The organism is Arthrobacter sp. 05N428_2 (genome assembly GCF_056397065.1).
The window spans coordinates 58591-75407 of record NZ_JBFTMR010000012.1 but is presented as its reverse complement, the minus strand read 5'-3'; the positions used below and the strand labels follow the sequence as shown (position 1 = coordinate 75407).

General features: G+C 68.0%; 19 protein-coding genes. 5 read left to right on the top strand and 14 right to left on the bottom strand.

Going from position 1 to position 16817, the window contains the following annotated elements; genetic code table 11:
* The first annotated feature begins 26 nt into the window (after positions 1–26).
* The gene (locus tag AC1DGI_RS13965; RefSeq protein WP_476899260.1) at positions 27–917 is read left to right on the top strand and encodes a matrixin family metalloprotease; all 891 of its coding nucleotides are present in this window, start codon (positions 27–29) and stop codon (positions 915–917) included.
* Here AC1DGI_RS13965 and AC1DGI_RS13960 read toward each other — a convergent pair.
* Complete coding sequence (locus tag AC1DGI_RS13960; protein WP_476899259.1) at positions 914–2047, bottom strand: LOG family protein; 1134 nt, start codon at positions 2045–2047, stop codon at positions 914–916. The two genes, AC1DGI_RS13965 and AC1DGI_RS13960, sit on opposite strands and share 4 nt — an antisense overlap.
* Positions 2048–2056: 9 nt before the next feature.
* Complete coding sequence (locus AC1DGI_RS13955) at positions 2057–2536, bottom strand: SRPBCC family protein (RefSeq protein ID WP_441401132.1); 480 nt, start codon at positions 2534–2536, stop codon at positions 2057–2059.
* Between the two features lie 53 nt (positions 2537–2589).
* On the opposite strand from AC1DGI_RS13955, the gene AC1DGI_RS13950 reads away from it, so the two are divergent.
* Positions 2590–3339, top strand: coding sequence for a gamma-glutamyl-gamma-aminobutyrate hydrolase family protein (locus AC1DGI_RS13950; protein ID WP_476899258.1), 750 nt, complete (start codon positions 2590–2592; stop codon positions 3337–3339).
* Here AC1DGI_RS13950 and AC1DGI_RS13945 read toward each other — a convergent pair.
* Positions 3336–4637: an MFS transporter gene (locus AC1DGI_RS13945; protein WP_476899257.1), complete on the bottom strand. Its 1302-nt coding sequence runs from the start codon at positions 4635–4637 to the stop codon at positions 3336–3338. The two genes, AC1DGI_RS13950 and AC1DGI_RS13945, sit on opposite strands and share 4 nt — an antisense overlap.
* Before the next feature lie 170 nt (positions 4638–4807).
* Here AC1DGI_RS13945 and AC1DGI_RS13940 point away from each other — a divergent pair, with 170 nt between their 5' ends.
* From AC1DGI_RS13940 to AC1DGI_RS13930, 3 genes are all read left to right on the top strand, one after another.
* Entirely contained in the window at positions 4808–5257 is a 450-nt protein-coding gene (locus AC1DGI_RS13940) for a MarR family winged helix-turn-helix transcriptional regulator (RefSeq protein ID WP_441401138.1), read from the top strand.
* Between the two features lie 139 nt (positions 5258–5396).
* Positions 5397–5756: an ArsR/SmtB family transcription factor gene (locus tag AC1DGI_RS13935; protein WP_441401140.1), complete on the top strand. Its 360-nt coding sequence runs from the start codon at positions 5397–5399 to the stop codon at positions 5754–5756.
* Complete coding sequence (locus AC1DGI_RS13930; RefSeq protein ID WP_441401142.1) at positions 5753–6235, top strand: SRPBCC family protein; 483 nt, start codon at positions 5753–5755, stop codon at positions 6233–6235. Before AC1DGI_RS13935 ends, AC1DGI_RS13930 begins: the two co-directional genes overlap by 4 nt.
* Here the strand turns inward: AC1DGI_RS13930 and AC1DGI_RS13925 are convergent.
* The 11 genes from AC1DGI_RS13925 to AC1DGI_RS13875 all read right to left on the bottom strand — a co-directional run bounded on the left by AC1DGI_RS13925 (position 6193) and on the right by AC1DGI_RS13875 (position 16695).
* Positions 6193–6987: a triose-phosphate isomerase family protein gene (locus AC1DGI_RS13925; protein ID WP_476899256.1), complete on the bottom strand. Its 795-nt coding sequence runs from the start codon at positions 6985–6987 to the stop codon at positions 6193–6195. The genes AC1DGI_RS13930 and AC1DGI_RS13925 overlap by 43 nt on opposite strands.
* 36 nt (positions 6988–7023) lie before the next feature.
* Entirely contained in the window at positions 7024–8370 is a 1347-nt protein-coding gene (locus AC1DGI_RS13920) for an MFS transporter (RefSeq protein WP_441403282.1), read from the bottom strand.
* Between the two features lie 87 nt (positions 8371–8457).
* On the bottom strand, positions 8458–9225 hold the full coding sequence (locus AC1DGI_RS13915) for an SDR family NAD(P)-dependent oxidoreductase (protein ID WP_476899255.1): 768 nt from the start codon (positions 9223–9225) through the stop codon (positions 8458–8460).
* 28 nt (positions 9226–9253) lie between these two features.
* Positions 9254–10207 carry a 3-hydroxyacyl-CoA dehydrogenase family protein gene (locus AC1DGI_RS13910; protein WP_441402468.1) on the bottom strand — a complete coding sequence of 318 codons (954 nt, stop codon included), beginning with the start codon at positions 10205–10207 and terminating at the stop codon, positions 9254–9256.
* Positions 10204–10728, bottom strand: a complete 525-nt coding sequence (locus AC1DGI_RS13905) for a ribose-5-phosphate isomerase (protein WP_441402467.1) — start codon at positions 10726–10728, stop codon at positions 10204–10206. The genes AC1DGI_RS13910 and AC1DGI_RS13905 overlap by 4 nt, the downstream gene beginning before the upstream one ends.
* A 12-nt stretch (positions 10729–10740) precedes the next feature.
* Complete coding sequence (gene dhaL, locus AC1DGI_RS13900; protein ID WP_476899254.1) at positions 10741–12462, bottom strand: dihydroxyacetone kinase subunit DhaL; 1722 nt, start codon at positions 12460–12462, stop codon at positions 10741–10743.
* Positions 12463–12525: 63 nt separating this feature from the next.
* The gene (locus tag AC1DGI_RS13895; RefSeq protein WP_441402465.1) at positions 12526–13524 is read right to left on the bottom strand and encodes a sugar phosphate isomerase/epimerase family protein; all 999 of its coding nucleotides are present in this window, start codon (positions 13522–13524) and stop codon (positions 12526–12528) included.
* Between the two features lie 91 nt (positions 13525–13615).
* A complete protein-coding gene (locus AC1DGI_RS13890) occupies positions 13616–14305 on the bottom strand; it encodes a GntR family transcriptional regulator (RefSeq protein WP_476899253.1) in 690 nt (229 codons plus the stop codon).
* Between the two features lie 9 nt (positions 14306–14314).
* Entirely contained in the window at positions 14315–15370 is a 1056-nt protein-coding gene (locus AC1DGI_RS13885; RefSeq protein ID WP_476899252.1) for a 2-hydroxyacid dehydrogenase, read from the bottom strand.
* Entirely contained in the window at positions 15367–16449 is a 1083-nt protein-coding gene (locus tag AC1DGI_RS13880) for an MFS transporter (RefSeq protein ID WP_441402421.1), read from the bottom strand. Before AC1DGI_RS13880 ends, AC1DGI_RS13885 begins: the two co-directional genes overlap by 4 nt.
* A gap of 12 nt (positions 16450–16461) precedes the next feature.
* A complete protein-coding gene (locus tag AC1DGI_RS13875; protein WP_441402418.1) occupies positions 16462–16695 on the bottom strand; it encodes a hypothetical protein in 234 nt (77 codons plus the stop codon).
* Between the last annotated feature and the right edge of the window lie 122 nt (positions 16696–16817).

Below are 16817 nucleotides of genomic sequence, written 5' to 3'. Positions count from 1 at the left end.
TCCGGATTGCCCGGAACCTTTCGGCTGTGGTCCTGATCGCCGGGGCCGCGTTCCTGACTGCCGGGCTGGTCTACGGCGACCCCCGTTTTGTCGGGCTGTTTGCGTCCGCGAACGGACCCGGCGCGGGCTCGTCCGCCGGCACCCCGCGTCAGGGGACGGACCAGCCGGACACCCAGCCGTCTGCCAGCCCGTCGGCCCGGCAGGCCGGCGCACCCGAGGCCGGGGCTCCCCTGGACGGGGCGCACATGGCCGTCCCAACGCCGGGCTTCGAAGAGCAGGACCGGCCGATCGGCCGGCCACGCCCGCTTGCCTCCGCGAGCACCTCCTACAAGTTCCTGGCTACTAACCCCGACGGCGGTCCGGTGGGCTATTCCCCCTGCCGGCCGCTGCACTATGTGGTCAATTCAACGCTGGCGCCCCGGGGCGGCGGGCAGCTGGTGGACGATGCGATCAAGACGGTGTCCGAGGCGACCGGGATCAAGTTCATCAACGACGGCCCCACCGCGGAGGTCCCGTCCCAGTCCCGCGCCCCGTATCAACGGGAGGCGTACGGGGACCGGTGGGCGCCGGTGCTGATCGCCTGGACGACGCCCGAGCAGGCGCCGCAGCTCAAGGGCCCCGTGATCGGGACCGGCGGCAGCACGCACTTCAGCTTCGGCGACGGCCCCAAGAGCTTCGTCACCGGAAGCCTGGAACTGGATGCCCCGCAGATCACCGAAGGCCTGGACCGCGGGGACAGCCCCGCGTACGCGACGGCCGTCATCCTGCACGAGCTGGGCCACGTGATGGGCCTGGAGCATGTCGACGACCCGAGCCAGCTGATGTACCCGGAGATCGGCGCGCCGGACGGGCTGGCCGCCGGCGACCTGACCGGATTGCACGCACTGGGCAGCGCCCCGTGCCGCAAGGACCTCTAGCTTTTCAGGACAGCGAGGGCTTCCTCGATGCCGTCCACCAGGAAGATCCGGTCTTCCATCCGCCGGCCCGCGGCGAGGCTCTGCAGCAGCGGCCAGGCCGGGAATCTCCGCAGCCAGTGTTCTTTGCCCACCAGCACCATCGGCGTGATGGTCTCCGGGGCGCCGTAGTAATTTTCGCAGGCGTCCTGGAAGATCTCCTGCACAGTGCCGCCGGAGCCGGGCAGGAAGATGATCCCGCCGTTGCACAGCTCCAGCAGGATCGCCTCGCGGATGGCGTTGGCAAAATACTTGGCGATGTGCGTGGCGAAGTAGTTGGGCGGCTCGTGGCCGTAGAACCAGGTGGGGATGCCCAGCGACGGTGTGCCGCCGGGCTGGCGTTCGACGACGGCGGCCGCGGCCCGCGCCCACGCCGATACCGAGGGCCGGAAACCGGGCACCGCGGCGAGCTCGCTCAAGGCCCGCTGGAAGTCAGCCTCGTCCGCCGCGCTGAGGTAGGCCCCCAGGTTGGCCGCCTCCATGGTGCCGGGGCCGCCGCCGGTGGCGACCACCCGGCCGTTCCGCGCCAGCAGCCTGCCCAGCTGCGCCGCCTCGGTGTACGCCGCAGAGCCCSGGCTGGCGGCGTGCCCGCCCATCACGCCCACCATGGTCCGGCCGCGGCATAACTCGGAACGGGTCAGTTCCTCGAGCGCGTCGCCGATCGAGTGGTCGTGCAGGGCCGCGGCGAGCGTGGCGTCCAGCCGGCGCCGCTGGCCCGGGCGGATGCTCCACTGGTAGACCCGAGCATCCAGGGTGTCCTCGTACCGGGTCTCGGCAATGCCGGCGTAGAGCTCCTGCGGCGTATAGAGCCGGCCGCGGTACGGGTCGAACGGCACCGCTTCCAGCTTGGGAAAGATCAGCGCGCCGCGGCCACGCAGCGAATCTTCCACGCCGTCGTCGAAGCTGCAGCCGAGGAAGATCGCCCCCGCCACGTCGAGGGACTCCAAGGAGCCGCCTCGGCCGCTCAGGTCCAGCGACTGGAGGTGCCAGCCGTGCATGGACCGGGCACCGGCGGCGACCAGCCGGTCGAAGCTGCCCAGGCTCTCAACCTCAAGGGTGCGCGGGCTCGGGTGCAGGGTGCGGGCAGCGCTCATCCGGGCCGCCTAGCCCCGGCCGCCCGCGGCGCTACCGGCGCTCCCGAGGTAGGAGTCGAGCTTGGCCAGGGTTTGCTCCAGGTTGGCCGGGTGCCGGCGGAGGTAGCCTGCCAGCCGCAGGAAGATTTTGCCGCGGACCTGCCGGGCGTCCCACTGCTCGGTGACGAGGGTGCCGGGCCGGCCGTCGGCGTCGGTAGCGGGCTCCAGCAGGTAACGCCAGACGTGGCCGTAGAAGTGGCGCCAGCCGATGCGGCGTCCTTCCTCGAACTCGCAGACGGTGTTGAGGATCTTGTAGTCCACTTTGACGTTCATTTCCATGCCGAACTTCGCGCCGAGGCCCAGCCGTTCCGGGCCTCGGGGCTGGACGCCCTTGACCGTGTCGGAACCGTCGATCACGCTGTGCAGGGCCGGAGTGGCGAGCACCTCGAAAATGGCTTCCGGGGCGGCCGCGATGAAGCGGTTGCGGGACACGAGATACCTGTTGTTCATCCGGCAATCCTAGCCCTGCGTTGTGACGCCGGAACCCTGATGCAGAATGAATCATGCAGACTCCAACGCGTCCCATCGGCGGCCGTCCCCGCATCGGCATCCCGGTCCGCCTCAGCAGTTCCTCCGGCTCAGATCCGCGGGTGGCCGAGGCCAACTTCCTCTTCGACTACATCGTTGACCTGGTGCGGGACGGCGGCGGTGAGCCCGTGCTGCTCACGGCCCCGGCGGGATTCGGGGACCTCGACGGCGTCGTGCTCCCCGGCGGCGGCGACCTTGACCCGCGGCTCTACGGTGAAGAGCCGGGCGGCACCTGTTACGACGTCAGCCCGGAACAGGACGCCCTGGACCTTGCTGTGGCCCGGGAGTCCGTCGACGCCGGGCTGCCGGTGCTGGGCATCTGCCGCGGGCACCAACTCCTGAATGTGCTCTACGGCGGCACCCTGGTCCAGGACATGTCTCCGGGTCACGTAGCGCACCGCGAGCCCGAACCCGCCCACGACGCCGGCCCCTGGGCCTGGCATGAGGTCGGGATCAACGCCGGATCGAAGGTGGCCGGGCTGTACGGCGCCGCGGCGACGGTCAAGATCGCGTCCGGGCACCACCAGGCCGTGGCCCGTGTGGCCGACGGACTGGTGGTGACCGCGACGGCGGACGATGGAACCGTGGAGGCGCTGGAAGACCCGGAGCGCTGGGTGGCGTCGGTGCAGTGGCACCCGGAGGCCCGGGAACTCCCCGCCGACGAGCGGCTGGCCCCGTTCCGCACCTTCGTGGACGTCTGCCGGAGCCGTCCCGGGGTCCGCTAGAGCCGCTGGAGCTCGGCGTCGTCCTGCGTGACCTCGGCCCGGGTGCTGTCCGGCCCGGGGACGGCGGCCGGTGCGGGCTGGCCGTCGTCGGCCGTCCCGGCGGCGGTCCCGGCGGCTCGCTTCGCGGCGGCAGCGGCAACTACCATCACGCCCAGTCCCAGCAGGCTGACGCCGGCGCCTGCCCAGATCGGCGCGGTGTAGCCCAGTCCGGCGCTGATGGTCACGCCGCCCAGCCATGCCCCCAGCGCGTTGCCGACGTTGAACGCGCCGATGTTGGCGCCGGAGGCCAGAGTCGGCGCGCTGTCGGCGTACTTCATCACGCGCATCTGCAGGCCCGGCACGGTGGCGAAGCCGAAGCCGCCCAGCAGCACCATGGACGCGATGGTCAGCGGCTGGCTGACGGCGGTGAATGCGAAGCCGACGAGCACCACCACGAGGGCCGCCAGCACAACCAGCAGGGTCCGGTCCACGTTCCGGTCCGCGGCCTTGCCGCCCACGGTGTTGCCGATGAAGAGTCCGACGCCGAAGATGATCAGCAGCCACGGCACGGTGGTGGCGGAGAAGCCGGTGACCTCGGTCAGGGTGAACGCGATGTAGGTGAAGGCGCCGAACATTCCGCCGTAGCCGAGGATGGTGACGAAGATCGACAGCCAGACCTGGCCGGAGCGGAAGGCCCGGAGTTCGCCCCGTAATCCGCCAGAGGCGGAATCAGCGGCAGAATCAGCGGCAGGACCGGCGCCGGTTTGGCCCGCTCCGGTCTGCGGGACCAAGGTCAGGATGCCGACGAGGGCGAGCACGCCGATGGCGGTGATGGCCCAGAAGGTGGAGCGCCAGCCGGCGGCCTGGCCCAGCATGGTGCCGAACGGCACGCCGAGGACGTTGGCCGCGGTCAGCCCGGTGAACATGATGGCGATCGCACCGGCCTTCTTGGTGGGGCCAACCATGCTGGCGGCCACCACCGCGCCGATCCCGAAGAACGCACCGTGGGCCAGCGCGGCGATGATCCTGCCGACCATCATCAAGGCGTAGTCGGGGGCGATCGCCGAGACGAGGTTGCCGGCAATGAACAGCACCATGAGTGCCGCGAGCACCGGCTTGCGCTTGAGGCGGGTCACCGCCGCGGTGAGGAGCAGGGCCCCGACGACGACGGCCAGGGCGTAGCCGGAGATCAGCCAGCCGGCGCTGGCCTCGGTGACTTGGAAGTCTGCGGCCACTTGGGGCAGCAGGCCCATGATGACGAACTCGGTGAGTCCGATGCCGAACCCGCCGAGGGCGAGTGCGATCAGGCCGATAGGCATGGTTGGGCTCCTTCAAAACTGTACGGGGAGATCAAGAAAGCGTAAGCTAGTAGTTGCAGACGCGTTATTTATTGTTGCATACGCAATTATGACGCGCAAGCAACTATTTGTGGTTTGGCCGTATTTTCGTAGTCGCGGGCAGCGGCCAGGGCTGGAAGGGAGCAGTACAGATGGGCATCAAAGATGACGCCGTCGAGGTCCGGGCGCAAGGCTGGCGGACCCTGGCGGCACTGCACGGCTTGATCGAAACAGAGCTGGAACGCTCCCTGCAGGCCGCGGCGCAGCTTTCGGTGGTGGAGTACACCGTGCTGGACGCGCTGAGCCGGCAGGACGGCTGGCACATGCGGATGCAGCAGTTGGCCCGAGCCACCGCCCTCAGCCCCAGCGCCACCACGCGGCTGGTCAACCGCCTGGAGGACCGCGGCCTGCTCACCAGGATCCTCTGCGACGATGACCGCCGCGGGATCTACACCGAGCTCACGTCGACCGGAATCGCCCTGCTCGAGCAGGCGCGGCCGGTTCACGACAGCACGCTGGAGCGGGCGCTCGCCGAAGCGCAGGAGCTCCCGGAACTTGCCGCACTGGTGGCCGCACTCCCCCGGCTGCACGCCGCCGTTTAGCCGGACTTCACCGCGCCTGGCCGGACCGGCAGCGCTGGCCCTTGCCTGCCCCGGGTCGTCCGCGTACGGTTAAACAACCAACACATTGATCAACCTGAACGTTGATCATGGTAAGTGTCGGATTTTGGAGCGTGACCCGATGGCTGAGGACGACGAACAACTCGACAGTGCTTTCCTGGCGCTGGCCGATCCCATTCGCCGCCGCATCATCGCCCGGCTCAGCCGGGGCCCGGCCACGGTCAACGAATTGGCGGAACCCTTCGCGATCACCAAGCAAGCGGTCTCGAAGCACATCCAGGTCCTCGAGCAGGCACAGCTCGTCACGCGAACGCGGGACGCCCAGCGACGGCCCGTCCACCTGAACCCCGCACGGCTGGAGGCACTCACCGCCTGGATCGACCGCTACCGGCTGATCCGCGAGGGACAGTTCCGCAGCCTCGATGCCGTGCTTGAATCTCAGGCCGCTGCAGGCGGCACCCAGGCAAAGGACTCATCATGAGCAACGCCCTCAAACTCACGGTTCCGGAAGGCTTGCCCTTCATCGACTTCGATCGGGAGTTCGATTTTCCCGTGGCCGACGTCTTCCGCGCCCACAAGGAACCTAACCTCGTGGCCCGGTGGCTCGGTCCGCGACGGCTCACCATGGCTGTGGACCATTACGACTTCCGCACCGGCGGCAGCTACCGTTACACGCACACCGGGCCCGACGGCGTCGCCCACGTGTTCAGCGGCGTCTTCCACACGGTCCGCGAGAACGACTTCGCCGTCCAGACATTCGAATACGGCGGCTACCCGGACGTGGTCAGCATCGAGTTCCTCACCTTCCACGACCTCGGCGACGGCCGCACCCGGCTGACCGCGCATGCGGTGTATCCCAGCCTGGAGGCCCGGAACGGCATGGCGCAGTCCGGGATGGAAGGCGGCCTGGCCGAAGCCTACGAGCAGCTCGAGGAACTGCTGGCCGGCGCGAAGGTCTGAAGGGCTTCATCCAGCACCCGGCCGAGGTTCGCGGCGTCGTGGGCGAAGCGGCCCAGGAAGAGTCCGTCCGCGGCGGTCAGTTGCGGCAGCAACCCGGGTCCCGCGCTGCCGCCGTAAATAACGGGGCAGGCGGAGCCGAGCCGTTCGCGGATCAGTTCCACGACCGCGTTGACGTACGCCGGCTCGGCGGGCCGGTCTGCCCCGATCGCCCAGACCGGCTCGTAGGCGAGGACAAGCCGCGGGATCAGGGGATCGTCGCCGCCGGCAGCGGAGTGGACCTGGCGTAGGCAAAACCCGGCTGCCTCTTCCGGGCTGACCCGCCCCGGCTCACCGATGCACAGCAGCGGCGTCAGCCCGGCGTCGACGGCGCCTCGCACCTTGAGGGCCACGACGTCGTCGTCCTCGCCGAACATTGCCCGGCGCTCCGCGTGGCCGATCTCCACCAGTGAGACGCCGAGTTCGGCCAGCATGCCGGGACTGACTTCCCCGGTCAGCGGCCCGTCCGACCACGCGCAGTTCTGGGCGCCGAGGAGCACCGGCGAACCGGCGAAAATGGTTTTGGCCTGCGCCAGGACCGGGAAGGACGGGATGATGAACACCCGGATGCCCGGGCCGGCAGCCAGGGCAGGCCGGGCGTCCACCACGGCGCGCACCTCCGACAGCCAGCGCAGGCTTGCCTGGTAGCCCAGGTACATCTTGGTGCTGACACCGATGTAAAGGGGGTGGGCGCTGGTGCCGGAGGTGCGGGGCATGGGTCTCCTTGGGGTGTGCGGGGCGGCGGTCCGGACTTAGTCCAGCAGCTCGTCCGCCTTGTTCTTGAACCGCTTGGTGGCGAACATCATCGCCGCTGCCACGAAGGGCAGCACGCCGAGGGCGTAGACGCCCATGGAGCCGGTGGGCGACTGGGTGGCCTCGTTGACCGCGGTCCGCAGGATCGGGGCGACGAAGCCGCCCAGGTTGCCCAGCGAGTTGATCAGGCCGATGCCCGCGGCCGCGGCGGATCCGGCGAGGAACGCCGTGGGGTAGGACCACACCACCGGGCCGACAGCGAGGAAGCTGCAGACCGCCAGGGTTATAAAGATCATGCCAAGCACCGGCTGGTGGTTGGTGCCGGCCCAGGCGGAGCCGAAGATGCACAGGCCGGTGGAGAGGAACAGGATGGTGCCGAACTTGCGCCGCTTGGCCACGGTGTCCGCCGCCCGGCCGACGAAGTAGCAGGCGAAGATGCCGAAGAACCAGGGGACGGCGATCAGGAGGCCGACGGCAAGGCCAACCTTCTGCCCGGTCAGCGACGAGACCTGCTGCGGCAGGAAGAACGTCACGCCGTAGACAGCGATCTGCAGGCAGAAGTAGATGGCGGTGAAGTACCAGACCCGGCCGTTGCGCATCGCTGCGAGGATGCCGCGGGGGCCGGTCTCGTCCTTGATGTTGTCCTCCAGTGCCATGACTTCCTTGAGCGCGAATTTCTCCTCGCCACTCAGGAACTTGGCTTTTTCCGGGCCGTTGATCAGGAAGAAGAAAGCCGCGATGCCTGCCAGGACGGCGAGCACGCCCTCGACGAAGAACATGACCTGCCAGCCGCGCAGTCCGGGCACCTGGTCGCCGATGTTGATCAGCCAGCCCGAGAGCGGGTTGCCGATCATCTGGGAGAAAGGCTGGGCCAGGTAGAAGATGGCGAACATCTGCACGCGCACCTTGTTCGGGAACCACTCGGCGAGGTACATGATGACGCCGGGGAAGAGTCCGGCCTCGGTCACGCCGAGCAGGAACCGCAGGAACACGAACGAGGGTTCGTCCTGGACGAAGGCGAAGCACGCGGAGACGATGCCCCAGGTGATCGCGATCCGCGCCAGCCAGATCTTGGCTCCGACCTTCTTGAGCAGCAGGTTGCTGGGAATCTCGAAGATCGCGTAGCCGATGAAGAAGATGCCGGCGCCGAGGGCGAACGCCCCGGCAGAGACGCCTTTGTCCGCGCCCAGGGCAGCTTCGGCGAAGCCGACATTGGTCCGGTCCAGGAACGAAACGACGTACAGAATGACCAGCATCGGCATCAGCCGGCGGGCCGCCTTGGAGATCGCGGACTTCAGGACCGGGCGGGCCAGAAGCTCCTTGGATGTTGCGGTGGTTGCGGACACAGCACTCTCCTTCGAGTGATGAGGTGGGGTGGTTCGCCCGCAGGCCGGCGGCCCGCGGTTCGTCGGTGGCTCCCTGGCTGGGGGCCGTCAGTGCATGTACAGGCCGCCGTCGACGTTGAGCGTCTGCCCGGAGATGTAGCCTGCGTCCTCGCCGATCAGGAAGTAGATGGCGGCCGCGATGTCGCGGGTGCTGCCCACCCGGTTCACCACCAGGTCCTTGACAAGTTCATCCTTGCGTTCAGCACTGAGGGTGCCGCCCATGATGTCGGTGTCAATCGGACCGGGTGAGATGGCGTTGACGGTGATGTCGTACCCGCCCAGTTCACGGGCCGTGGCGCGGGTCAGGCCGATGACGCCGGCCTTCGCCACGGAGTACGGGGTCTTGCTGAAGGTGCCCCCGCCTCGCTGGGCAGAGACGGAGGAGATGTTCACGATCCGGCCCAGCCGGTTCTTGACCATGGACTCTGCTGCCCGGCGGGTGGCGTAGTGCACACCGTTCAGGTTGATGTTGAGTACCCGGTCCCACTCGGCGGCGTCGAGCTCAAGGTAGGGCACCGGTGAACTCACGCCGGCGACGTTCGCCAGGGCCACGAGCTGCGGCAGTTCGGCCTCGATCTCGTCGATCGCGGCACGGATCGAAGCCTCGTCGCCGACGTTGGCGCCGGCACCGAAGGCCTTCACGCCGTGCTTTTCGGCCAGCTCTTTGGCCACGGCCTTGCTGGCGGCATCATCGAGGTCGATCACGCCGACGTTCCAGCCGCGCTCGGCAAGGAAGTCCGCGGTGGCCCGGCCGATGCCGCGCTCGGAGACGGCGCCGGTGACGATCACTGTGCGGTCTGCGGGGAATGAGGTCATGGAATTCTCCTTAGGAAGTAGGCGGCTGTCAGCCAAGGGGTGCGGGGCCAAGCTCTTCGATCAGCTTCTGCATCGCGACGTAGGCCTTGTTCCGGTAGGCCACCAGCGCGGCGGTCTGCTCGGCTGGGACGTTGAGGAAGCCGGCGCCGGTCTTGGTGCCGAGCTGCCCGGCGTCGACCTTTTCCTGCAGGATCCGCGGCGTGGCGAACCGCTCCGGGAAACCGGTCTGCAGCGACTTGTAGCAGAACGCGTACACGTCCAGGCCCGCCATGTCCGCGATCGCGAAGGGTCCGAAGAACGGCAGCCGGAAGCCGAAGGTGGTGCGGACCATGGTGTCCACGTCCTCCGCAGTCGCGATGCCCTCCTCCACCACCTGGGCGGCCTCGTGGAAGAGCGCGTACTGCAGCCGGTTGAGCACAAAGCCGGTGGCGTCCTTGACGGTGGCTGTTTCCTTGCCGGTCTCCCCCACAATGGTGCGGGCAGTCTCGATGGTGGCGGCGGAGGTGCCTTCGTGCGGGATGACTTCCACGCCGGGGATGAACGGTGCAGGGTTGGAGAAGTGCACGCCCAGGAAGCGCTCCGGGTTGGCCACCACCTCGGCCAGTTTCGCGATGGAGATGGTTGAGGTGTTGGAGCCGATGATCGCATCCGGGCGGGCCGCCGCGCTGATCCGGGCCAGGGTGCCGTGCTTGATCTCGAGAACCTCGGGCACGGCTTCTTCGATGTACTCAGCGTCGGCGACGGCTTCTTCGATGTCCTTGGCGGCCCAGAGGTTTTCCTTCAGCGTCTCGGTGGCCCCGGCAGGGAACAGTCCGGCGGCGACGAACTCGTCGGATTCTTTGAGCAGCCGCTCGTAGTTGCTTTGGGCGATCTCGGCGGAGACGTCGGCGAGGGCGACGCGGGCTCCGGCGAGGGCCAGGACCTGGGCGATTCCGCCGCCCATGTAGCCCGAACCGACGACGGCGATGTTACGAGCGGTCATGTGGTTTCAAGTCCTTCCGAAGCTCCTTCATAGGAGTGGATTGCGTCTACTTTGGCCGCGGATGCGGAGGTTTCGTCGAAGCGGTGGCCCAGCCATTCGCCTACCAGTTTCTTGGCAAGTTCCAGCCCGATCACGCGCTGGCCCATGGTCAGCACCTGGGCGTTGTTGGACAGTACAGACCGCTCCACGGAGTAGCTGTCGTGGGCGGTGACGGCGCGGATGCCCGGGACTTTGTTGGCCGAGATGGCTACGCCCAGCCCGGTCCCGCAGATCAGCAGGGCGCGGTCGGCTTCGCCGGCGGCAACCTTGCGGGCCGCCGCGACGGCCAGGTGCGGGTAGGCGGTGGTGTCGTCAGCACCGACGCCGATGTCCTCCACCGAGGCGACCCGGGGATCCGCCTCGAGCAGTTCGCGGAGCGCGTTCTTGTACTCGACGCCGGCTTCGTCATTTCCGACGACGATGCGCCAGCCGGCCGGGGAGGTGCTGGGTCCGGTGTTTTGGGGCTCATTGGTTTGAGTCAAGGGAGTACTCCTTCAGCTGTTTTCGATGGAGGCCGCGTAGTCGGCCACCCGGTCGGCGATCAGGCCGAAAGACACGGCGCCCGGGTCGGGGTGGCCGATGCTTTTTTCGGCTAGCGGCCGGGCCCGGCCCTTCTTGGGGCTGAGCGCCGCAGTGGCGTCCGCGGCTTTGGCGGCCGCGTCGGCCGCGGTCCGCAGGCTGCGGGCCAGGCCGTCGCCGTCGTCGATGGCCCGGTTGAATACTTCGGCGAAGGGAAGCAGCGCGTCCACCATCGTCTTGTCTCCGGCTTCGGCCTTTCCCAGGGTGATGATGGCGTCCCGGAGGGCGTCGACGGCGGCGGCGGCATCGGCGGCCGTGTAGGCGTCCTTGCTGCCAAGCGCCCGGCCGACGGCAGTAACCGCAGCCCCCCAGAGCGCCCCGGAGGTGCCGCCGGCGCGCTCGGCCCACTGCTCGCCGGCCGCGGCGAGCACCTCTTCCAGCCCGGCGCCGGCGGCGTGCGACTGTTCCGCAGCGGCCACCGCCGCGTCCACGCCCCGGCGCATGCCGATGCCGTGGTCGCCGTCGCCGGCGATCGCGTCAAGTTTTCCGAGGGCTTCCTCATGTTCGACGACGACGGACTGCGCCACCCTCAGCGCGGCCACGGCGGTGGCGGCCAGTGCGGTGGACGCCGTGGTCGCGGCCAGGGCCGGCGTCGCCCCCGCCTTAGCCTGCACGGACAGGGTGCGGGCGCGGCGCGGCGCCAGGTTGCCCTTGCGGAAGGCGGGGGTGTCGGCCGGCGCGGACCAGAACTTCTCCAGTTCCTCGTCCAGCCAGAACAACGTCAGGGACAGCCCGGACATGTCCAGGCTGGTGACCAGTTCGCCGCATTCCGGTTCAACGATCTCCAGTCCGGCGGCGGTCAGCAGGGCCTCGACCTTGCCGAACAGCAGGAACAGCTCGTCGTATTTGACCGTGCCGAGGCCGTTAAGGATCGGCACGACCCGGCGGCCGGAGGTGTCCGGCTTGTCCTTGAGCAGCCCGTCCACCAGCAGCGCGGCCAGCTCGCTGGCGGTGGGCAGCGGCTGCTCGGAGATCCCGGGTTCGCCGTGGATGCCCAGGCCGACGGACATCATGCCAACGGGGACGGTGAACAGCGGTTCCGCTGCGCCCGGAAGGGTGCAGCCTGCGAAGGCGACGCCGAGGGAGCGGGTGTGGTGGTTGGCCTTGACCGCCAGCCGTTCCACCTCGTCCAGGTCCAGTCCTGCCTCGGCGGCGGCCCCGGCGACTTTGAAGACGGTAAGGTCCCCGGCAATGCCGCGGCGCTTTTCGATCTCCTCAAGCGGGGCACTGGCGATGTCGTCGGTCACCAGCACCGTGCGGGTGTCGATGCCTTCGGCGTTAAGCTTGTCCTGCGCCTGGCCGAAGTGCAGCACGTCCCCGGCGTAGTTGCCGTAGCTGAGCAGCACCCCGCCGCCGGTTTCCGCTGCCTTGGCCACGCGATAAACCTGGCCCGCGGAGGGCGAGGCAAACATGTTTCCGCAGGCACTGCCCGCGGCCAGTCCGGCGCCCACCAGCCCGGCGAAGGCCGGATAGTGCCCCGACCCGCCGCCGATCACCAGAGCGACGCGGCCGTCCGGAGTCTCGGTGGAGCGGACCACTCCGCCTTCGACACGTGCCACGTACTGGCGGTGGACGGCGGCGAAGCCGTCCAGGGCTTCGTCCGCGAAGCTTGCGGGATCGTCAAATATCTTGGTCATGATTCCTCGTTGAACCGGTTGGAGCGGGTGGAACGGGCCGGGTGGCCCGGAGGCGCCGTCGGCCTAGTGGGCGGCGACGGCGGCCGGCTGCTGCCGGCCCTGGGCCACCAGGCTGGTGCCGAGGGCGTAGCCGTCGCGCTTGGGCAGGATCCGGCGGCGCAGGTAGTCCTGGTTGGCGGCGGTGACGCTGAGGCCGTCTCCGCCGTAGTGCTCGGTGCAGATGATGCCCTGGAAGCCGACCGAGATGGCGAACTGGAACGCCTCGCGGTAGCTGATCAGGCCGGATTCCATCGGGGCAGGCAACGCGACGTACTGGCCCTTGGCTCGGTTTTCGTCGCGGATGTAGTTCTTGACGTGCCAGTAGTTGGAGTACGGCAGGGTCTTCCGGACCACCTCGCGCCAGTCCTCGATGGGCCGGTGCAGTCGGACCAGGTTGCCGATGTCAGGGTTGATTCCCACGTTGGGCAGGTCGATGTCCTGGACCAGCTGCACCGAGGAGTCTGCAGTTCCAAGGTAGGTGTCCTCGTACATCTCCAGGGAGACCAGGAGGCCAAGTTCCGCGGCGTGCCGGCCGACTTCGCGGATGCGGGTGACGGCCTTGTTCCAGGTCTCCTTGTCGCCCACGGGGTCCTTATGGCCTTCGACAGTCCAGAACCAGAGCTGTTCGCGCTGTTCCGGGGTGAGTGCCTGGTGCAGGCCGATCGAGACAACTTCGCAGCCCAGCTGCGCGGCGGCGTCGATGGTGCGGTGCGTGTAGGCCAGGTTGTCTTCCCAGTTGGCCGCGTCGATCACGCTGCGGCGGATCGCCGAGATGGCGGGAAGGCCGATTCCGGCGCCGCGGGCCGCGGCCGCGAGTTCGTCCAGCCGGGCGGCGCTGAGGTCCCCGGGACGCACCCAGCTGTCAGTCAGGTCGGCGTTGGCGAAGCCTGCGTCTGCGACTTCCTGGAAGACCTGCTGCCATTCGGCGGCGGGGGCATCCTGGACGGACGTCCCGTCGGGCCGGATTCCCGGGAACTGCAGGAGGGCCGCGGTGATGGGCCAGTTTTCGGCGGTGTACGACATTGTCACTCCAAATCTTGAATCACATTTCCTATAGGATTGATCATCGAGGAAAGCTTTGTCAAGGGTTTTTAGGGACCGGACTACCGGGCAGTTAGTTGCGGACTTCGCTGTCGTGCTGGGAGCGCTGTTTGACGCCTTCAATATGGGCAACCATTTTCGCGCGCGCCAGTTCGGCGTCGCCGGCCTCGAAAGCGTGCAATATTTCGGTGTGTTCGGCGATCGCAAAGTCAGCGTCGGTGACGCCCAGGCCGCCGAAAAATCTGAAGCGCTGCACCTGCCCCCCGAGCGCGTTGTACGCGGACAGCAGGAACTGGTTGTTCGCATGCGTGGCGATGAGCCGGTGGAAGCGTTCGTCGGCCTCCCAATAAGAGCGGAACTCGGCGAAAGAGGGCCCCCGCGGCGCGGCCTTGAGGTCGGCGATGGCGTGGGCCAACTGGGCAGTCAGGTCCTTGTCGGCGCGGCGGCACGCCATGAGGGCGTTGGCAGGTTCGATTACCAGGCGCGCATCCATCAGGTCGGCCAGCTCGTCGGGGGTGAAGAGCGGAGCCACCCGGTAGCCGCGCAGGGCGGTCCGGAGCACCATGCCGGTGGATTCGAGCCGGGCGAGCGCTTCCCTGACGGGTGTGGGCGACACGTCCAGCTCCCGGGCCATCCCGTCGATGCTGACCGGGGTGCCGGCTTCGAGTCGGCCGTCCATCAGCGCGATCAGCAGGGCTTCGTAGACGTGGTCGGCGAGGACCTGCCTGCTGACGCCGCGGGGGGCCGATTCCTTGATTGCCATAGTGAAATCCTATAGCCGCCCGGCCTTGACCGGCGTCCCGGCCGCGGCGGCGCCAGGGGCAGCGGCCGCCTGGGCCTCCGGATTGAGCAGGTGGCGCGGCCGGCGGCCCGCCGCAACATCCAGGATGGCTTCAATGGCACTGGCTGAGACGTCGCGGGTGAAATCCGCGGTCCAGCACAGCGAGTGCGGTGAGAGCACCACGTTTTCCATTCGGAGGAGCTCATCGTCGGCCGCCAGCGGCTCAGGTTCGAAAACGTCGAGGCCTGCCCCTGCGATCCGCTGGCGGCGCAGGGCGGTGCGCAACGCGTCCGTGTCCACCAGCCTGCCTCTGCCGATGTTGACCAGGAATGCCGACGGCTTCATCAGCTCCAGTTCCCGCTGGCCGATCAGCCTCTCAGTCTCAGGCGTCAGGGCTGCACACAACACCACATAGTCGGACGCGGCCAACAGCTCCTCGAGACTGACCAGTGTCACACCGAGCCCGTCCGCCTCGGGATGGCGGCCACTGCGGTTGTTGCCGAGCAGCGTCAGTCCAAGCGGGGCCGCCATTCGGGCCAGTTCTGTCCCTACACTGCCGAACCCGACGATGCCCAGCGTGGCGCCGTCGATAGACGAGCCGCGGTACCGTTCCCGGTCCCCCCAGCTGGAGGAGCGGGTCAGCCTGTCCTTAGCTAGGAGCTGGTGCGCCAGGGCAAGAACCAGGGTGAGGCCGGCGGCGGCGAGCGGTTTGCGGACGGCCGTCGGCGTGTTCGTGACCAGGACGCCGGCCCGTGTGCAGGCTGCCAGGTCGATTGTGTCGTAGCCGGCACCGAACCGGGCCACCAGTTTCAGCTGCGGCGCGGCGACCAGCGTCTCCTCGCCGAAGTGGATGTGGCCGAGCGACAGCACGGCGTCCACCCCTTCGAGGTGCTGGGCAGGGATCGGATCTTCATAGGCCGGCAATACCTGCCACTGGACGCCCGCCTCCGTCAGCCGTTCGAGGCCGAGATCGCCGTGGATTGATGTGCCATCCGGCCGGACGGCGTCTGCGGTGATGGCGACCCGGAACGGTGCCTGCTGGCTCATGCTGTGACTACCTCCGACCCGCGCTCCGCGCCGATCGGCCGGCGCACCAGCCCGATGTACGCGAAAGCGGCCAATGCCGCGATGATGCCGCCCAGGACGAAGGAAGGCGTGTAGGAGCCGGTAGCGTCGGCGATCATTCCTGCGACCAGCGGGGAGAAGGCGCCGCCGAAGTAGCCGCCGAAGTTCATGATGGCGCCCAGTGAGGCGACCTGTTTGGTGTCAACTATGTCCCCGGGCATGGCCCACGCAGCGGAGGTCATGGTGGCAATGCAGCCCATCGCAACGCTCAAGACCACCATGGAGAGGGTGAGGTCACTGATGAAGGGAACGAGGCAGACCAGCGCACCGGACGCGATTGAGGCGGCCACCATGACATGGCGCTTGGCGGCCAGGGGGCTGGTGCCGGGGCGACGGGCGTACCGGGTGATGATGTAGCCACCGACCAGCCCCATGACCGCCGCCACGAGGTACGGGACCGCTGCGATGAACCCGGTGTTGGCGATGCTCACGCCTCGCGCCTGCTGCAGGTACAGCGGCAGGAACACGATGAACAGGTTCCAGATCCAGATGACGCAGAAGAACCCGGCCATCAGCCCCCAGGTCTGGCGGTGCTTGAACAGGGCAAACCAGGAAATTTTCGCGGCCGGCGCAGCCGAGTCGGCACGGTCCCGCCGGATGAGCTCGAATTCTTCCGCGGAGAGCCTCCGGTGTTCTTCGGGCGAGCGGTAGAACAGGAAGAAGCCAACGGACAGCACGAGCCCGATGACGCCGAGGAAAACGAAGATGGCCTGCCAGCCGAAGCCGAGCAGGATCGCGGTGAGGATGGGCGGCGCTATGGCGGGTCCCCACTTGGAGCCGCTGTCCCAGACAGCGGTAGCCTGCGCCCGCTCTGCCCTGGGAAACCACTCCGCGGTGACCTTGGCCGACGCCGGGCTGTTGGGCGCCTCGGTGATGCCGAGCAGGGCCCGGAAGGTGATGAACTGCCACATCTTGCTACCCAGGGCCATGAGGGCGGTCGACACACTCCACAGCGCGATGGCGAGGAAGTACATCCGCCTCGCACCGAGCTTGTCGATCAGCCACCCGGCCGGCTACTGGCTGAAGGCGTAGACCCAGGAAAACACCGTACCCAGCAAACCGATGTCTGTCTTGGTGAGCGCGAGCTGCTTGATCATTTCCGGCGCCGCGATGGCGATGGCGCTTCGGTCCATGTAGTTGACGATGCCGGCCAGCAGCGCCCAGCCAAGAATCCACCAGCGCAGATTCTTGATGGCCTTGCGGACACCCGATTCGTGCGGCCTTGATTGAACGGTTTCTGCTACCACAACACACCCCTTTGTGTTCTTGGACGGGGCACGTCATCGTTGGCGGTGCCCGCTAATCGAAGACCCTATAGGATCTACGGAAAGTCGCAAAGGGTTGTTGTCAGATTTTTTTGCATCGTTTT